Here is a 19,033-nt window from a genome sequence, read left to right on the forward strand (position 1 = left end):
AAGTAACGCGCTCTGCTGAACAGCCAGAACGCGCCGACCGCTTGAAGACAGCGCTCGACCGGCTTGATGTTCCGGTCCTACCTGCCAAAGATTTCGGCCCCGGCCCCCGCGCTGCGGTTCATACGCCTGACTATTTGAATTTCTTAGAAACAGCCAATGAAGAATGGCAACGCCTCCCCGGTGGCGCGTCCAAAGAGGTGACCGCGAACATTCATCCAACCCGCTATCAAGGCACTTACCCCAAAGGAGTAGTTGGCCGCGCGGGATGGCATATGGCAGATACCTCCTGCCCGCTTGGCGAGAACACCTTCAAAGCCGCTTGTGCCTCTGCCAACACAGCGCTTACCGCTGCTGAATTGGTACAATCGGGTGACCAACATGCCTATGCGCTTTGTCGCCCACCCGGCCATCATGCTTATGCTGATATGGCAGGCGGGTTTTGCTTTTTGAACAATTGCGCCATTGTCGCGCAGCAGTTGCGAAAGCATCACGACCGCGTCGCCATATTGGATGTTGATGTGCATCACGGGAATGGCACACAGGGCATTTTTTATAACCGCCGCGATGTGCTGACAATTTCAATGCATTGTGATCCCGCCAATTATTATCCATTCCATTGGGGACATACCAATGAGCGTGGCGCGGGTGATGGCGAGGGTTTCAACCTTAATTTGCCTATGCCACCACATTCTGAGGACGATGTTTTTCTCAGTACGTTGGAGCAGGCAAAACGGACGATTTCCGCGTTTGCACCCTCTGTTCTTGTGGTCGCACTGGGGCTTGATGCGTCAGAGAAAGACCCGTTGCGCGGCTTAAGCGTTACAACAAAAGGTTTTGAGCAAATTGGGCGTTCGGTTGCTGAAATTGGGCTGCCGACAGTTTACGTTCAAGAAGGTGGGTATTTGTCTGACATATTAACAGATAACCTTGCAGCTTTTTTGGCAGGTGCCACGGCGACTTAAGCAAAACGGCCACAAGCGTTGCCGTTGTTTACCCCAATTCACGAAATTGCTCCCTTTGCCATCAAAAAGCTAGAATTTGGTCGCCATTCTAAGTAGGCTAAAGCAACATTAAGGTTGCTTTTTGCATACCCGAAAGGTATGCGGCTTCATCGCTATTATTAGTGTAACAGGTTATCGATGACGATTCACATTCAAGAGATTGAGGCTGTAGTCACATCTCAGCGCGCTGCGCTGTTTGATGAGCAGAAGGACGACGGCCACTTTGTCTTCGAATTGGAGGCCGATGCCACCATCCCTTCTGAGTACATTTTGCTGCGCCATTTCCTTGGCGAAATTGATGCGGAACGGGAAGAAAAAATTGCCCGTTATATTCGCACAGTGCAAAATGAAAATGGCTCATGGCCACTCTTTCACAATGGTGAAGGAAACATCTCTGCCAGCGTAAAAGGCTATTGGGCCTTAAAACTAGCAGGCGATGATATAGACGCAGACCACATGAAACGTGCGCGCGAATGGATACTTGCACAAGGCGGTGCATCCACTGCCAATGTATTCACTCGCATCGCAATGGCCCTGTTTGGTCAAGTGCCGTGGCGTGCTGTTCCCACTATGCCGGTACAAATGATGTTGCAGCCGGTCTGGTCACCGTTTCACATTTCCAAAATGTCTTACTGGGCACGCACCGTTCTTGTGCCACTGCTCGTTTTGTTTGCCAAAAAGGCACAGGGCGACAACCCAACAGGCAGAGACATCCGCGAACTCTTCGTTACCCCGCCTGAAAAAGAGAAAGTCTACAATGTGAACCATACTGGTTCTTATTGGGGCACTGCGTTCTTGCAACTTGATAAGTTTCTTCGCTTCATCGAACCGAATGCTCTAAAAGCTGGCAAGAAAAAAGCGATCAACAAAGCAGTTGAATTCTTTACCGAACGGCTAAATGGCCAAGACGGCCTCGGAGCTATTTATCCTGCTATGGCCAACGCGGTTATGGCCTATCGTGCTCTTGGCTATGCTGATGACCATCCAGATATGGTGACCGCACGTGAAGCTGTTGAAAACTTGCTGACTGAGCGGGAAGATTCGATTTATTTCCAGCCTTGCCTCTCGCCTGTTTGGGATACATGTCTTGCCGCTCACGCGATCTTAGAATCAGGTGAGCGCGACGACCCAAAATTGAAAGCGTCGCTTGATTGGCTGAAAGAACGCCAGATTCTTGACCTTCGCGGTGACTGGGCTGTTCGCCGCCCTGACACACGACCAGGCGGCTGGGCTTTCCAATATGAAAATGCGCACTACCCTGATGTGGATGACACGGCAGTGGTGATCCTTGCGATGAACAGGCAAGGAAGTTCAGATTACAATGAAGCGATAGAACGCGGCTGTGAGTGGTTGCTTGGTATGCAATCAACATCCGGCGGCTGGGGTGCTTTCGAACCTGAAAACGAGCACTTTTATCTCAACCACATTCCATTCGCTGATCATGGTGCTTTGCTCGACCCGCCAACAGTGGATGTGACGGCGCGCTGTGTCGGTGCACTCTCTCAGGTAGACAGCAAACGCTACAAACGCGCTATTGCTAAAGGTGTCGAGTTTATCAAGCGCGACCAAGAAAAAGATGGCTCTTGGTTTGGGCGTTGGGGTGCTAATTATATTTATGGAACATGGTCCGCTCTTGTTGCGCTTAAAGGCGCTGGCGAAGACATGAACCAACCCTACGTTCAAAAAGCGGTCCAATGGCTAAAAGCACAACAGCGCGAAGATGGCGGTTGGGGCGAAGGTCTTGAAACTTATGACGTGACGAAAAAAGGCTACGGCGAAGCATCAACCGCATCACAAACCGCATGGGCGCTAATGGGCCTCATGTCTGCTGATGCCGTTGAAGATGAAGCTGTCCAAAAAGGCGTTAGCTACCTCACCCAAGCTCCAAAAGATGGCGCACGGTGGGATGAGCAAAATTGGTCTGGAACAGGCTTCCCGCGCGTATTTTATCTAAAATACCACGGCTATGCGTCCTACTTCCCACTATGGGCCGTTGCACGCTACCAAAACTTAATGGCGTCCAACGACCGTGAGGTTAAGTGGGGGCTTTAAGCAGGAATGCTTGAGGTTCACAAACGCGCGCGCTGATCTACCAAATTTATTCGCTCAAACAGACCCTATCTCGGTGCCATTCTGATCGCGCCGTCAAGGCGGATTGTTTCGCCGTTCAGCATTTCATTTTCTGCAATCGCCATCACCAAATTTGCATATTCTTCTGGCTTGCCGAGGCGTGAAGGGAATGGAACTTGTTTGCCAAGCGCATCTTGCACTTCTTCAGGCATAGCAAGCAGCATTGGCGTGCCGAAGATACCAGGTGCGATTGTCATAACGCGGATACCATCGCGTGAAAGATCGCGGGCCATAGGTAGCGTCATGCCTGCAACCGCTGCTTTTGAAGAACCGTAGGCCACTTGACCCACTTGACCATCGAAGGCTGCAACAGAGGCCGTATTGACGATCACGCCCCGTTCGCCATCAGCTGTTAGTGGATCGGCTTCAGCCATCAATTGAGCTGCTTGGCTTGCTACGTTGAAGGTGCCGACCAGATTGATGTTGATGACCTTCTGGAATAAAGCCGCATCGTGAACCACACCTTTTGAAACTGTCTTTTGGGCAGGCGCGACGCCAGCACAGTTTACGCAGATGCGCAGAGTGCCGCATTCTTCTTTGACCGTTACCATCGCCGCTGCAACGCTTTCAGGGCTTGATACATCGACTTCAATGAAAATGCCTTCAATATCTTTGGCAACGGCAACGCCAGCCTCTTTATTCATATCAAAGATCGCAACGCTTACGCCCTTTGCCGCAAGAGCACGCGCTGTTGCTTCGCCAAGGCCAGATGCGCCACCAGTGACAATCGCTGCCAATTCATTGTTCAGTTTCATGGTATTTCCTCAGTTATGTTGCCTGCATATTGCCTAGGCGCGACGCTTTAACAAGGTGCTAGAGCAGAAAACCAATTCGCAAAGCGGCAAAACCTTATGATCATAAAAAATCCCGACTTAAAGCCGGGATTTCGTTTTTGCTATTTAATCAAATCTAGCCAGCAGCTGAAACCGCACGGCCTGCCATTACTTTTACAATATTGGCCCGATAATCAGCCGATCCATGCATATCTTCCATGAGCTCGTCTGCATCAATGGAGATGCCTGCAATGGCATCAGCACTAAAGTTTGAACTAAGCGCTGCTTCCATCTCAGAAGCACGGAAGACACCGTCAGCGCCCGCCCCTGTTACAGCCACACGAACGGAGCCGTCTGCAAGTTCAGCTACGAAGGCACCTGCCAGCGCATAGCGTGAAGCAGGGTTATCAAACTTTGCGTAGGCTGCCCGTTTTGGTTTTGGAAAAGAGATTGAGACAATCACTTCATCATCTTCCAAGACGGTGCCAAACATGCCTTCAAAAAAGTCATCTGCGGCAATGGCACGGGTATTTGTGTTGACCGTTGCACCAAGCCCCAAAACGGCACTTGGATAATCAGCCGCCGGATCATTGTTTGCAACAGATCCGCCGAGCGTTCCCATGTTGCGCACCTGCGGATCACCGATGCCGCCTGCTAGAGCGGCAAGGGCTGGAATAGCGCTTTGCACATCCACTGATCCCGCAACCGTTGCGTGAGTGGTGCCAGCACCAATAGTGACACTATCACCGTTAACAGTGATGCCCTGCAATTCTGGCAGGCCAGCCACGCTGATCACATCAGTTGGAGCGGCAAGGCGTTGTTTCATGGTTGGGATGAGCGTTTGCCCGCCGCCTAGAAACTTACCGTCGTCAGAAGACCCCATCGCGGAAACAGCGTCTGCGAGAGAGGATGGTTTTTGATATTTTGTTTCATACATCTTTTTTGTCCTTACTCTGCTGCTTCAGCCGTGCTGGCTGCTTGTATTGCGGCCCACACTTTTTGTGGTGTTGCAGGCATGCTCAAATCATTGTTGCCAATTGCATTTGTGATCGCATTGATCACCGCTGGTGGAGAACCAATAGCCCCCGCCTCACCGCAGCCTTTAATGCCGAGCGGGTTGGATGGTGATAATGTTTCATGATGCGACACTTGGAACGACGGAAGGTCATCCGCGCGTGGCATACAGTAATCCATGAAGGATGCTGTCTCGAGTTGGCCGCTTTCACTATAGCTTGCCCCCTCAAGAAGTGCTTGGCCGATACCTTGCGCCAAACCACCATGAACCTGACCTTCAACAATCATCGGATTGATGATTTTGCCGAAGTCATCAGCTGCCACGAAATCAATGATATCAGTGACGCCTGTTTGCGGATCAACTTCTACTTCGCAGATATAAGTACCTGCTGGGAAGGTGAAGTTTGCCGGATCATAAAACGCGCCTTCTTTAAGGCCCGGTTCCATGCCCTCTGGCAAATTGTGCGCGGTGTAAGCACCAAGGCAGACTTCATGCCAGTCAAGTTTCTTATCCGTACCGGACACTTTCACTTCGCCGTCTTCGATGACGATGTCGCCTTCATCTGCTTCAAGCAGGTGTGCTGCGATTTTCTTAGCTTTCGCTTCCACCTTATCAAGTGCTTTGACGATGGCTGAAATACCAACAGCGCCAGAACGGGAACCATAAGTACCCATACCAAACTGCACCTTATCCGTATCGCCGTGGACGATTTGGATATTGTCTGTTGGTAGACCGAAACGATCAGACACCACTTGCGCGAATGTCGTCTCGTGGCCTTGGCCGTGACTGTGCGAGCCTGTCAAAATTTCGATGGTGCCGACTGGGTTCACGCGAACCTCAGCAGATTCCCAAAGACCAACACCAGCACCTAACGAACCAACAGCCGCCGATGGCGCAATGCCGCAGGCTTCGATGTAGCAAGAAAAGCCAATGCCGCGCATTTTGCCTTGTGCTGCTGAGGCGGCTTTACGGGCTTCGAAACCATCATAGTCAATCGCCCCTTTCGCAGCCTTCATCGACACGCCAAAATCACCGGCGTCGTAACACATGATAACAGGTGTTTGGTGCGGGAATTCTTGAATGAAGTTTGCTTCACGCAGGTCAGACGGATCAACGCCCAATTCACGCGCTGCAGTCTCCATCATGCGCTCAATGAGGTAGGAGGCTTCTGGACGCCCTGCCCCACGGTAGGCATCAACTGGCACTGTATTTGTGTAGAGCGTTTGCACATTCGCGTGGATGTTTGGAATGTTATATTGGCCCGACAACAATGTTGCATAAAGATAGGTCGGCACAGATGATGAGAACAACGACATGTAAGCGCCAAGGTTTGCTTTCGTCGTAACCTTCAGCCCTGTAATCTTGTTGTTTGCATCAAACGCCATTTCAGCCGTTGAAACGTGATCGCGACCGTGTGCATCCGTCAAGAATGCTTCGGTGCGGTCAGATGTCCATTTAACAGGCCGTCCGCCAATTTTCATGGAGGCCCAAAGACACACAATTTCTTCTGGGTAGATGTAAATCTTAGACCCAAATCCACCACCAACATCTGGCGCAATAACGCGCAGTTTATGCTCTGGTGCGACTTGATAAAACGCAGACAAAACAAGCCGTGCCACATGTGGGTTTTGGCTGGTTGTATAGAGCGTATAGTGCTCTTCTGCTGCATCGTAAGCAGCATTGGCAGCACGCGGCTCCATCGCGTTTGGCACCAAGCGGTTATTGGTGATTTCCATACGTGTTACATGAGAGGCTCCAGCGATCGCTTCATCAGTTGCGGCTTCTTCGCCGATTTCCCAATCATAGATCAAATTGCCTGCCGCTTCTGGGTGAAGCTGTGGCGCGCCATCTGCTTGAGCCGCCGCCGCTGTTATCACAGCTGGAAGCACGTCCCAGTCAACATTGACAGCTTCAACGCCTGCTTCCGCAATTGCCTTTGAGCGACCGATCACAACAGCGACAGCCTCACCAACAAACCGAACTGTTTCAGGTGCCATAGCAGGCCATGCGCCCATGTTCATTGGGGAACCATCTTTAGAATGGATCATCCAACCACAAATGATGTTGCCAATGCCATCACCAACCAATTGCTCGCCGGTCAAAACATCAATCACGCCGTCCATCGCTTTTGCAGCAGATGCGTCGATGGATTTTACTTTGGCGTGAGCATGTGGTGAGCGCACGAAACGGGCATAGAGTTGACCTGGCAAGGTGATGTCGTCCGTATAACGACCGCGCCCTGTGATAAATCTTTTATCTTCTTTGCGCACCACGCGTGCGCCGATACCTTGAGCTGACATTTTCGTTTCCTCCCGAAACTAAAGTCAAAAAATAGATGAGCAAAACTACTCGGCGGCTTCCGGCATACCTGCCATCGTTTCAGACGCGGCTTTAATCGCCTTTACGATGTTGTGGTAACCAGTACAGCGGCAAATGTTGCCTTCCAGTTCTGAGCGAATGGTCGCTTCATCAACAGGACCACCATGGCGTTTCACCATATCAACAGCTGTCATAATCATGCCTGGCGTGCAGTAACCGCACTGTAGGCCGTGATGTTCGCGGAACGCTGCCTGCATTGGATGAAGGTCCATCCCATCTGCCAAGCCCTCAATCGTTTTAACTTCCGCGCCTTCTGCGTGAGCAGCCAACATTGTGCAAGACTTAACCGCCTTGCCATCCACATGAACAACACAAGCGCCGCATTGGGATGTATCGCATCCAACGTGTGTGCCCGTTAATTCCAAATTTTCCCGCAAATAATCTACCAACAAAGTGCGGTCTTCGACATCTGCCGACCTAACCTCACCATTGACCGTCATCTTAACTGTGGTCATTTTCGATCCTCCTCCAAAACCTCGAAAGTAGAGTGTGGAACAAATTTAACCTTCATTGCAAGGGGTTGCGTGGTCTATTTATTCAAAGCCGATCAACATTGGCGTGAAGAGTGATGCTGGACCACGGTATAGTGGTGATCAATACCAAGCGTCTGCGCACTCTGACTTCTTACGTTTAATGGTGTCCTTCAAAGCATCATCAACAGCTGCATCAATGATAAATCCCTCTGGACCTGTATCAACACCACCAAGCATTTTTTGATAAACGACTGGACACGCCTCGAGATTGCATACAAAATAAGCATACAACTATAAATACATATCAGGGGACATCCATGGATCTTTCACTTATCATTCAGCTCGCATCTGGTGCTATTGGCGGCAACGTAGCAGGTAAACTTATTCCAAGCATCAACCAAGGTGGGTTGATCAACTCAATCGGCGGCATTGTCGGCGGTGGCGTGGGTGGCCAAATTCTAGGTGCAGTGCTTGGTGGGGCAGCGCCTGAAGCAGGTGGTGCTGACATTGGTGGCATTATCGGCAGCCTTGCAGGCGGCGGCGTTGGCGGCGGCGTGGTGCTTGCAGTCATCAGCTTTGTTCGCAACAAGCTTGGCAAATAAACCAACTCAGATTTAAACAAGAAAATGCCGTGGTGGACAGATATCCACCACGGCATTTTTGTCAGTAGACCTTACTAAGTAAGGGGCCGTAAGCTAGCCACGCATGCGCTCATAGTTTGCATCAAACAATGGCACGGTCTGAATAGTGGCTTTCAGCTTTTCTCCCAGCAATTCAATTTCAAAGCCGCCTGCTTCACTTGCAATCTCTTTCGGGATGTAACCCATCGCAACTGATTTTTGACTGTGATGAGCAAAACCGCCTGATGTTACCCAGCCTTTAACTTCGCCATTGTGATAGACAGGTTCGTCGCCAATCACATCCGCATTCTTTGCTTCAATAACAAAGGCACAAAGGCGCAGCTTACCGCCGTCCTCGCGCTCTTGAATTGCCGCAGCCTTACCAATGAAGTCAGCGTCTTTGCCATAAGCAACAAAACGATCAAGTCCCGATTCAAGCGGGCCATATACGGGGCGATATTCACGCGCCCATGTGCCGTAGTTTTTCTCAAGACGCATCGCATTCAATGCACGGCCACCGAACAAGGAAATACCAAGCTCTTCGCCTTCGCTCATCAACAGGTCAAAGACCATACGTTGATCTTCTGGCTTGATCCAAATCTCATAACCCATGTCACCGGTAAAGCTGACACGACCAACAAGACATTTCGCCATGCCGATATAAAGCTCACGAATATCCATAAACTTAAAGGCGGTTTTGGAAACATCCGCGTGTGTCACTTTCGCCAGCAGATCGCGAGCTTTCGGGCCAGCGATTGTGAGACCTGTTAAACTGACGCCAAGCGCCTCAACCACAACGGACCCATCATCTGGCAGGTGCTGTTCAAACCAGCGCATGTGGTATTCTTCCGCGATACCAGAACCAGCGATGAACCATTTGCCATTACCGAGGTTTGCAAGTGAGAAATCGCCAATCACTTTGCCGTTTTCTTTCAGCATCGGCGCCAATGTCATGCGGCCTTCTTTTGGCAGCTTGCATGCTAGAATGCGGTCAAGCCATTCAGCTGCCCCCGATCCTGTGATGGTGTAATTGGCAAAGCCTGAAATTTCACCAAGTCCAACGCCTTCACGCACGCCCTTCACTTCGTTGGCGACATGTTCAAAGTCGGTTGATCGGTGCCAAGAGAACTCATCCTTCACCCCTTCTGGCGCAAACCAGAGCGGAATTTCAAGACCATAGGCTTGGCCCCATTGTGCGCCATGCGCTGACAATTTGTCGTAGATCGCGGTTGTGCGAAGCGGACGGCCTGCTGGCAATTCTTCGTTCGGGAACTTGATTGAGAAGCGACGTGAATAGTTTTCCTGCACTTTTACATTGGTATATGCAGGTGTTGCCCAGTCACCATAACGGCCAATATCCATCGCAAAGATATCATAACCTGGATCGCCCTCGGTCATCCAATTTGCAAGGGTCAAACCAACGCCGCCGCCTTGGCTGAAGCCCGCCATAACCGCGCAGGCACACCAATAACCCGGTAAACCACGCACAGGACCAACCAACGGGTTACCGTCTGGTGCAAAGGTGAAGGGACCATTGATGATTTGTTTGATACCCGCGCGCTCAAACGCTGGGAAGTGTTTAAAGCCAACTTCCAATGATGGCGCGATACGGTCGATATCTGGCTCAAGCAGCTCGTGACCAAATTCCCATGGCGTAGAGTGAACAGACCATGGCACACAGGCTTTTTCATAGGTGCCCATCAACATGCCGCCGCGCTCTTGGCGCAAGTAAAGTTCACCATCAAAATCGACGGCGTGGAAAACTTCTTTGCCAGTAGTCTTATTAATCTCGGCAACTTCCGGCATATCCTCAGTGATGAGGTACATATGCTCCATCGCCATAAGCGGAAGGTTTAACCCCACCATCTGTCCAACTTCACGCGCCCAAAGGCCACCAGCATTGACGACATTCTCGGCGATGATTTCACCCTTATTGGTGATAACGCGCCATGTGCCATCGCGGTTTTGTGCAAGGTCTTCCACTTTGGTAAAGCGTTCAATGTCGGCACCCAGTTTACGAGCAGCTTTTGCATAAGCGTGGGTAACCCCTGATGGGTCAAGGTGACCATCAACATAAGTTCTCACACCACCCACAAATTGGGACGGATCAAGAAGTGGCATTAATTCGTGCGCTTCTTCCGGTGTGATCAAATCAGCTTCAATGCCAAGATAGGTGCCCTTCGCAACAAGCCCTTTAAGCCAGTCCATCCGCTCAACGGTGGAAGCCATCATCACGCCACCTGTTAGGTGCACGCCAGTTTCTTGGCCGGAGGCTTCTTCAATCTCTTTATAAAGGTCGATTGTGTATTGCTGGAGCTTGGCAACATTGGGGTCACCATTGATTGTGTGCATGCCGCCTGCTGCGTGCCACGTTGAACCAGAGGTCAACTCATCGCGCTCTAAAAGAACAATATCCGTCCATCCTGCTTTCGCTAGGTGATAAAGGACTGAACAGCCAACGACACCACCGCCGATAACCACTGCACGCGCATGAGTTCTCATTTAATTTCCTCCAACTGGCCTAAGGCCAAAATTGCACTCTTCATCAGTGCTTTCTTATCGGCTCGCCCAAGCGAACCGCTTTTTTAAAGTATCAAGTCAGATAAATTTCAGAAAATGCTTTTTCTCGACGCTTTTTTTTGCTTTTGTGACAATATGACAGAAAACTTCGGCTTCTTTTTAATTGGAGACTTTTCCATGATGAGCGTGGCGGCGGCAATTGAACCGCTGCGGGCTGCCAATCGTCATTTAGGCAAGACTGTTTATGCATGGCATTACTATAGCTTAGACGGTGAAGCGGTTCATGCGTCAAACGGCATGAAAGTCGATGTTCAAAGCGCGCTCAGCGATGCGCCTGTTCTGGATAGGCTGTTTGTTTCTGCAGGGCTCACCACCGACACACCAGAACGCTCACGCATCAACGCAACCCTGCAACGGGCGTCTAAAAGTGGGATCAATATCGGGGCCTTATCTGGTGGTACATTTTTACTTGCTCGGGCTGGTCTTATTGGTGACAGACGATGCACGGCCCACTGGGAGTTTTTGCCAAGCCTTCGCGACGCTTTTCCAGCGCTCAATGTGGAAGAGACCCTCTTCGTCAATGATGATAAATTGCTCACCTGCTCTGGTGGTGCTGCCAGCATGGATATGATGCTGCATCTCATCTCCATGAAGCATGGCGAAGAGACAGCTAGATTTGCCGGCAATCAGTTTCAGCATGATCGTTTACGCGAGGGCGGAGAGAGCCAGCGCGGTGGGCGTACAAACCGGAATACTCACCTGCCAGACCAAATGCAGCTTGCCATGAAACTGATGCAAGACAATATCGAGCGACCACTAACAATCTCTGATATTTCAGAGAGATGCGGCATCCATACAAGACGCTTAGAGAGACACTTCAACCTCTGGCTCAAGACCACGCCGAAGGCTTATTATCAAATACAACGTCTCGAATGCGCCCACGATATGCTGCTGCATTCTAACAACCGATTGGCCGATATTAGCCAGATGACGGGATTTTCAAGTCAGCCAAGTTTCAGCACGGCATATCGCAAACAATATGGTGAAACCCCGAGACAAACGCGCATGAGCGCCCGTTAGGCGAAGGCTTAACTTTCGTCGATCCAAACCTTGTCAAAATCCATCTCAAAAGTTGGATGCATGGTGTAGTTTTTAACCGCCTCAACATGGTGGCAATAAAGCGAACGCCAAAAAGGTTGAATGATCACGCCAGACTGCTGGAGAATGGATTGAATATCCACCATCACCAAACGCCGTTTTTCAGGATCAACAATCGCGAGCGCTTCATTGAGCTTTTGATCAAATTCAGGGTTTTCAAAAGCCGTCTCATTCCATGCTTCGCCAGAACGATAAGCAAGCGCCAAGACTTGAACGCCCAATGGCCTCATCGACCAATTGGTTGAGGAAAAAGGATGGGTTGCCCATTTCGACCAAAACTCTGACCCGGCAATGCTCTTGCGTTTAACCTTGATACCAGCGCCGCGCAGTTGGGTTGCAATGGCATCCGTGGTTTGTTCGCGCCAATCGCCTTTGACGGAAATAAGTGTATGCGTGAAACCGCTTTGCCCCGCCTCTTCCAGAAGTTTTCGAGATGCCTCTACATCGCGTTTGGGCGCAGGCAATTTCGCATATTCTGGATGAATGGGCGCGACATGGTGGTTTTCCGCCACCTTACCAAGGCTCGCGATACCAAGCTGAAGGACGATGTTGTTATCAACGGCCAATTGAAGGGCACGGCGCACACGCTCATCATCATAAGGCGCGGTTTTCGCGTTGGTTCGGCAAACAATAGTGGCCGCCGTATCGACCTCAGATTTAACAAACCCAAGACGGTCTAACACATTGACGAAATCGCCTGTGGTTTCGAAATTGACATCAACGATTTGAGTTTCGAAAAAGTCGACTTCAGTAACGGGATCAGTACCAGGATCAAGGAAATCAACACCATCTAAAAACGTCTCCCCACCCCACCAAGAATTATCCAAACGGCGACGCACTGAAGCACGGTCACCCACAACATGCTCTTGCATGACGAACGGACCAGTACCAATTGGAAACTTAGCATGATCACCATCATGCGCTTTTTCAAAATCACGATGAACAATCAAAGCAGGATAATCAGCCATGCCGGGAATAATGGTGATGTCAGGCTGCTTGAGGTTGAGCATCACCGTGTAATCATCAAGACGCTCAACAATGCCCTCAGCTAGCTGCTTGGTTTCAGAATCAATCAATGTCGCAAAACGGCCCGCCATGGAGTTGCCAATGACTGTTTTATCGCACCAGCGCGTGATGTTAAAAATCACGTCGTCTGCATTAAAGTCATCGCCGTTATTCCATTTCACACCTTTGCGTATGTGCAATGTATAAGTTTTGGCATCCTCTGAGATGTCCCAGCTTTCAAGCAGCTTGCCTTCAAAGGTGAAGTTGGTTGTATATTTAACCAACGGGTCCAAGAACTGGCGCCCCATATTGCCCATAACAGGCCAATCGTAAGTACGCGGGTCTTTGATTTCGAGGATCGCCATCGAGACGCGCAATATGCCGCCTTTAACGCCACGTAGGTCTTGAGTATCCGCACGGGCTGGAACCGGCAAACCGATCATCGAATAGGCCGTTGCAGTGGTCGCGCCAAACATGCTGGCCAATGCCAAAAACTCGCGCCTATCCAAATTCCCTGTTTTCACATTCTTTGAAAGGTCAGCAATTTTCTTTAGCATTTTTTTGCCCGACCTGCTTAAGGACACAGCGACAACTCCGATTTATCTAGGTTAGGACGAATACGCCAAAAGGCGTTTTGATCTATACTCACCATCACACCGCAACGCGACTTATGAAGCAACAGCAAAATACTGATCAATTGATGATTTTATTTGTGACAGTGCATCATCGTCGACATCTAAGTGGGTGACACAGCGCATAATATCAGCTGGTGAACCGAGAATAATTCCCCGCTCCTTTAAGAAGTTATACAAAGGATCGCGGTGCTCATTAGAAATTGAGAGAAACACCATGTTCGTGTCCAATCGGCCTTCATGAACAGTGATCTCATCATAGTGCGATAGAATTTCGGCTAAGTTACGAGCCCGACGATGGTCATCTGCGAGGCGGTCTACATGGTGCTCCAAGGCATACCGACCAGCTGCCGCCAGAATACCAACTTGCCGCATTCCACCCCCTAAGAGCTTTCGATTACGCCGTGCCTTTTGGACGAAGTCTTGCCCGCCCGCTAAGACAGACCCAACTGGTGCGCCCAACCCTTTGGAAAGACAAAGCGACACCGTATCACAACAGGCAACCAGCTCTTTTGCCGAACGATTGGAACGAACAACAGCATTCATCAAACGCGCGCCATCCATATGAACAGCCAAGCCTTCACTCTTTGCAAAAGCAGCAAGGCTCTCGATGTTGTCTTGGTCTTGCAAGCGGCCATAGACCGTGTTCTCCAGACATAAAAGACGGCTGATTGGAAAATGTGGGTCGTCGGGTTTGATGGCGCCTTTCAAATCGTCGAGAGAGATCGCGCCTTTGTCATCAACCGGTAATTGGAACGGTGCAATGCCGCCAAGCACCGCCGCACCCGCCGCCTCGTAGCGCGCCACATGATTACAAACGCCTGAAATATATTCTTCACCTCGATTACAGTGGCTCAACATGGCAATCAAATTACTTTGCGTGCCCGACGCAACAAAGACGGCTGCCTCTTTTCCCAAAAGGTTAGCCACCTCTTCTTCTAAAAGGCGAACAGTCGGGTCATCCCCATAAACATCATCCCCCACATCAGCCGTGGCCATCGCCTCGCGCATCGCAGTCGTTGGCTTTGTCACCGTGTCACTGCGCAAATCAATTGCGTTGGCAAAATTGCCTGTGTCCGACGCTGCTGGGTACACGTTCATTCTCCTGTTCAAGACATGTTCTTAGATTGAATAGAATCCTGATTTGATATGCAAATACAATCGCTTAATGAGCATTATAGTGCAGAATTTTGTCAAATCGATTGAGCCACCAATACAATCATACAAATTTCAGAAACAAATCAATTGATTACATAAAAACAACGACCAACATATGCTGCAAAGCAACAAAAATATTGCTGCATTGCAACCAGAATTTATAGGTATATTTCCCGTAAAAAATAAAAGATTTTATGTCGAGTAATTTAGTAACCCATTGTTTTGTAATAATATTTTATAATTTGATAAATATTCTTCCTATTGCTAATCGAAAAAAATTATGGTTTCTTTTTGGCACGACATACATGCGGAGGATGGAATGCAGGCTTCGGGAGCAGCCACAGTATCGAAGATTTCAGATGAGGATCGGTTGCGGGCGCAACTGTACACTCTGCTGGGGCACCTGCTTGCAAACGAACCATCCGAAGAAATGCTAACAATAGTTCGCGGCCTTGAAGGCGACGATAGTGATCTTGGCAAGTCATTCCAAAAGTTAGCCGCACAAGCTGAAAAAGCAGGCGTTGATCAGGCCCGCCACGAATACAATGATTTATTCATCGGCATGGGTCGTGGTGAACTTGTTCCTTATTGCTCCTATTACCTAACCGGTTTCTTGAACGAAAAGCCGCTCGCCAAACTGCGCAACACAATGCGCGAGCTGAACATTAAACGTGCTGAAACGGTTAAAGAGCCGGAAGACGGCATTGGTTCGCTAATGGAGATGATGGCAGGGTTGATTGACGGTAGCTTTGGTGAGCCTGCTGACAAAGCCACGCAGAAAGAATTTTTTGACCAGCATATAGGGTCATGGGCCTCATACTTTTTCAAAGATTTGGAAAAAGCTGAGACCGCAAAACTTTACAAGCCGGTTGGTGAAATCGGCAAACAATTTATGGAGATTGAAAACGCAGCTTTCTCAATGGAGTGAGAGGTTACGTTTTTCGGGGGGGCTGATGCTAGCCTCGCCGCGGCTTATTTGGCTGAACAGGAGACAATAGCATCGATTAACGAGGAGGTGCCTTATGGCCCATAAAGACGAAGTGACGGCAGACCGCCGTTCTTTCCTCAAGATGGCAAGTGTTGGAACACTTGCTAGTGGCGCAGCTGCACTTACTGGCGGCGCGGCGCAAGCGACTGAGGAAGTTGAAGTCCAAGGCTCTGGATATAGAGAGAGCGATCACGTCAAGAAAGTTTATGAATTATCACGGTTCTAAAGAACCGCGTTGATTTGTGATTGTCCGACCATTGCGGTCGGTTGTTGGAGAAACCGGTCCATTTTGGACCACTAGGAGGTAATATGCTTAGGAAGAAGACAGGTGGGGTTGCGAATGGCCCCCGTTTGTCATCTGCCATTGCAGAACTGGCAAACACCGGCCTTGATCGCCGGGCGTTTTTGAGACGATCCGGTCTCGCCGTCGGAGGCATTGCTGCGGCAAGTGCTGTGACCGTCGGTACAGTTGAGAAAGCTCAGGCTCAATCATCTGCGGAAAAAAAGGTCGTAAAATCAATTTGTACACACTGCTCAGTGGGTTGTACTGTTGTTGCGGAAGTTGAAGACGGCGTATGGGTTGGGCAAGAGCCTGGCTTTGATTCACCGTTCAACCTTGGTGCGCATTGCGCCAAAGGTGCTGCTGTCCGCGAACACGCTCACGGCGAACGTCGCTTGAAATATCCAATGAAATTGGTAAGCGGCAAGTGGGAACGTATGAGCTGGGATGATGCGATTGAAGAAGTGGGCGGTAAGCTCGATTCAATCCGCTCTGAAAGCGGTCCTGATTCCGTCTATTGGCTCGGTTCTGCCAAGCACAACAATGAGCAGGCTTACCTGTTCCGCAAATTTGCTGCCTACTTCGGCACAAACAACGTGGACCACCAAGCCCGTATTTGTCACTCAACCACAGTTGCCGGTGTTGCAAACACCTGGGGCTATGGCGCGATGACAAACTCCTATAATGACATCCACAATTCACGGTCAATCTTCGTGATCGGTGGCAACCCTGCTGAAGCGCACCCTGTGTCTCTTCTTCACCTGATGAAGGCGAAAGAAGAAAACAATGCGCCTGTTATCGTGTGTGACCCACGCTTTACCAGAACAGCTGCCCACGCAGACGAGTATGTCCGTTTCCGTCCTGGTACGGATGTGGCGCTTGTTTGGGGCATTTTGTACCACATCTTCGACAATGGCTGGGAAGACAAAGAGTTCATCCGTCAGCGTGTTTGGGGTATGGACCAAATCGAGGGTGAAGTTAGAAAATGGAACCCAGAAGAAGTTGAACGGGTAACAGGCGTTCCGGGCTCACAGCTCAAACGCGTTGCACGTACACTTGCTCAAAACCGTCCAGGCACCGTTATCTGGTGTATGGGTGGCACACAGCACACCAATGGTAACAACAACACCCGTGCATACTGCATCTTGCAGTTGGCGCTCGGTAATATGGGTAAAGCCGGTGGCGGTACCAATATCTTCCGTGGCCACGATAATGTACAAGGTGCAACCGACCTTGGCGTTCTGTCCCACACATTGCCTGGTTACTATGGCCTGAAAACAGGATCATGGAAGCACTGGGCTCGTGTTTGGGAAACAGACTACGATTACATCCTTGATCGTTTCGAAAACAAAGAAATGATGGAAGGCAAAGGCATTCCGGTGTCTCGCTGGATCGATGGTGTTCTCGAAGATGCTGACAAGATTGACCAGCCGAACAATGTTCGCGGTATGGTTTTCTGGGGTCACGCACCAAACTCACAGACACGACTACCTGATATGGCGAAGGCCATGGAAAAACTCGACGTTCTTGTCGTGATTGATCCATACCCAACCATGGCAGCTGTTATGTCTGAGAAGAAGGATGGTATTTACCTGCTTCCAGCTTCTACACAGTTTGAAACATACGGCTCAGTTACAGCTTCAAACCGCTCTATCCAGTGGCGCGAAACTGTGTTTGATCCATTGTTTGAATCACTGCCAGATCACATCATCATCTATAAACTTGCGAAGAAATTCGGTTTTGCTGATGAGATGTTCAAAAACATCAAAGTGGAAAATGACACGCCGCACATTGAGGATGTCACCGCTGAGATCAATAAAGGCATGTGGACTATCGGGTATACTGGCCAGTCGCCAGAGCGCCTACGTTCACACATGGCAAACCAGCACACCTTCGACCGCACAACGCTTCAAGCTGTGGGCGGACCGAATGATGGTGAGTATTACGGTATGCCTTGGCCATGTTGGGGTACTCCAGAAATGGGTCACCCAGGCACGCCAATTCTTTACGATCCATCCAAACCAGTGGCTGAAGGTGGTTTGACCTTCCGTGCGCGCTTTGGTGTGGAACGTGATGGTGACAACCTTCTTGCTGAAGGCTCATGGTCTGCTGGCTCAGAAATCGAAGACGGTTATCCTGAGTTCACAATGGCTATGTTGCAAAAACTTGGCTGGGATGGCGATCTAACCGATGATGAGCGTTCAGCAATTGACGCTGTTGCCGGTGAGAAAACCAACTGGAAAACTGACCTTTCAGGCGGTATCCAGCGGGTTGCTATCGAGCATGGTTGTGCACCGTTTGGTAACGCGAAAGCGCGGACCGTGGTCTGGACATTCCCAGATCCAATTCCGCTCCATCGTGAGCCACTTTACACAAACCGTCGCGATCTTGTGGAAGATTATCCGACCTATGAGGACCGTCAGGCTTACCGTCTGCCGACTGCTTATGCGTCAATCCAGAAGAACGACTTCTCCAAAGACTTCCCAATGATTTTGACCTCTGGTCGTCTCGTTGAATATGAAGGTGGCGGTGAAGAATCTCGTTCTAACCCTTGGCTTGCTGAATTGCAGCAAGACATGTTTGTCGAAATCAATACATCGGACGCCAACACTCTTGGTATTCGTGATGGCAAGCAAGTTTGGCTGTATGGCCCAGAGGGTGGCAAGGTTAAAGTCATGGCACTGGTTACCGAGCGGGTTGCAAAAGGCGTTGCCTTTATGCCGTTCCACTTTGGTGGTCATTTCCAAGGCGTCGACCAACGCGACAAATATCCGAAAGGTGCAGACCCATACGTCTTGGGTGAGGCATCAAATACGGCACAAACATATGGCTACGATTCGGTTACCCAAATGCAGGAAACCAAATGTACGCTATGTCGCATCGAAGCTGCGTAGGAGGAGT

The 19,033-nt window shown here is 50.0% G+C and carries 14 protein-coding genes; 7 read left to right on the top strand and 7 right to left on the bottom strand.

The window, feature by feature from the left end:
• Positions 1–962, top strand: a 962-nt coding sequence (locus ABJO30_01295) for a histone deacetylase family protein (protein ID MEP3231443.1), incomplete at its 5' end; no start/stop codon positions are given.
• Between the two features lie 177 nt (positions 963–1,139).
• On the top strand, positions 1,140–3,053 hold the full coding sequence (gene shc, locus ABJO30_01300) for a squalene--hopene cyclase (GenBank protein ID MEP3231444.1): 1,914 nt from the start codon (positions 1,140–1,142) through the stop codon (positions 3,051–3,053).
• 65 nt (positions 3,054–3,118) lie between these two features.
• Here the strand turns inward: shc and ABJO30_01305 are convergent, their stop codons facing one another.
• From ABJO30_01305 to ABJO30_01320, 4 genes are all read right to left on the bottom strand, one after another.
• Positions 3,119–3,886: a 3-hydroxyacyl-CoA dehydrogenase gene (locus ABJO30_01305; GenBank protein MEP3231445.1), complete on the bottom strand. Its 768-nt coding sequence runs from the start codon at positions 3,884–3,886 to the stop codon at positions 3,119–3,121.
• A gap of 154 nt (positions 3,887–4,040) precedes the next feature.
• Positions 4,041–4,841, bottom strand: a complete 801-nt coding sequence (locus ABJO30_01310) for a xanthine dehydrogenase family protein subunit M (GenBank protein MEP3231446.1) — start codon at positions 4,839–4,841, stop codon at positions 4,041–4,043.
• A gap of 11 nt (positions 4,842–4,852) precedes the next feature.
• Positions 4,853–7,219 (bottom strand): xanthine dehydrogenase family protein molybdopterin-binding subunit, encoded by a 2,367-nt coding sequence (locus ABJO30_01315; protein MEP3231447.1) that lies wholly within the window; start codon positions 7,217–7,219, stop codon positions 4,853–4,855.
• A gap of 45 nt (positions 7,220–7,264) precedes the next feature.
• Positions 7,265–7,753, bottom strand: coding sequence for a (2Fe-2S)-binding protein (locus ABJO30_01320; protein ID MEP3231448.1), 489 nt, complete (start codon positions 7,751–7,753; stop codon positions 7,265–7,267).
• Positions 7,754–8,088: 335 nt separating this feature from the next.
• Between ABJO30_01320 and ABJO30_01325 the strand changes: the two genes are divergently transcribed.
• Positions 8,089–8,373, top strand: a complete 285-nt coding sequence (locus ABJO30_01325; GenBank protein MEP3231449.1) for a hypothetical protein — start codon at positions 8,089–8,091, stop codon at positions 8,371–8,373.
• Between the two features lie 93 nt (positions 8,374–8,466).
• On the opposite strand, the gene ABJO30_01330 is transcribed toward ABJO30_01325, so the two are convergent.
• On the bottom strand, positions 8,467–10,893 hold the full coding sequence (locus tag ABJO30_01330) for an FAD-dependent oxidoreductase (protein MEP3231450.1): 2,427 nt from the start codon (positions 10,891–10,893) through the stop codon (positions 8,467–8,469).
• A 195-nt stretch (positions 10,894–11,088) separates the two neighbouring features.
• On the opposite strand from ABJO30_01330, the gene ABJO30_01335 reads away from it, so the two are divergent.
• Entirely contained in the window at positions 11,089–11,991 is a 903-nt protein-coding gene (locus ABJO30_01335) for a GlxA family transcriptional regulator (GenBank protein ID MEP3231451.1), read from the top strand.
• A gap of 8 nt (positions 11,992–11,999) precedes the next feature.
• Here ABJO30_01335 and ABJO30_01340 read toward each other — a convergent pair whose 3' ends face one another.
• Positions 12,000–13,631 carry an ABC transporter substrate-binding protein gene (locus ABJO30_01340; GenBank protein MEP3231452.1) on the bottom strand — a complete coding sequence of 544 codons (1,632 nt, stop codon included), beginning with the start codon at positions 13,629–13,631 and terminating at the stop codon, positions 12,000–12,002.
• Positions 13,632–13,742: 111 nt separating this feature from the next.
• Positions 13,743–14,807: a low-specificity L-threonine aldolase gene (ltaE, locus tag ABJO30_01345; protein MEP3231453.1), complete on the bottom strand. Its 1,065-nt coding sequence runs from the start codon at positions 14,805–14,807 to the stop codon at positions 13,743–13,745.
• 376 nt (positions 14,808–15,183) lie between these two features.
• On the opposite strand from ltaE, the gene ABJO30_01350 reads away from it, so the two are divergent.
• The 3 genes from ABJO30_01350 to ABJO30_01360 all read left to right on the top strand — a co-directional run bounded on the left by ABJO30_01350 (position 15,184) and on the right by ABJO30_01360 (position 19,026).
• Positions 15,184–15,792: a molecular chaperone TorD family protein gene (locus ABJO30_01350; GenBank protein ID MEP3231454.1), complete on the top strand. Its 609-nt coding sequence runs from the start codon at positions 15,184–15,186 to the stop codon at positions 15,790–15,792.
• Positions 15,793–15,886: 94 nt separating this feature from the next.
• The gene (locus tag ABJO30_01355; protein ID MEP3231455.1) at positions 15,887–16,078 is read left to right on the top strand and encodes a twin-arginine translocation signal domain-containing protein; all 192 of its coding nucleotides are present in this window, start codon (positions 15,887–15,889) and stop codon (positions 16,076–16,078) included.
• Between the two features lie 83 nt (positions 16,079–16,161).
• The gene (locus tag ABJO30_01360; GenBank protein MEP3231456.1) at positions 16,162–19,026 is read left to right on the top strand and encodes a formate dehydrogenase subunit alpha; all 2,865 of its coding nucleotides are present in this window, start codon (positions 16,162–16,164) and stop codon (positions 19,024–19,026) included.
• The last annotated feature ends 7 nt before the right edge of the window (positions 19,027–19,033 follow it).

It is taken from the genome of Hyphomicrobiales bacterium, from assembly GCA_039973685.1.
Lineage (GTDB): Bacteria > Pseudomonadota > Alphaproteobacteria > Rhizobiales > JACESI01 > JACESI01.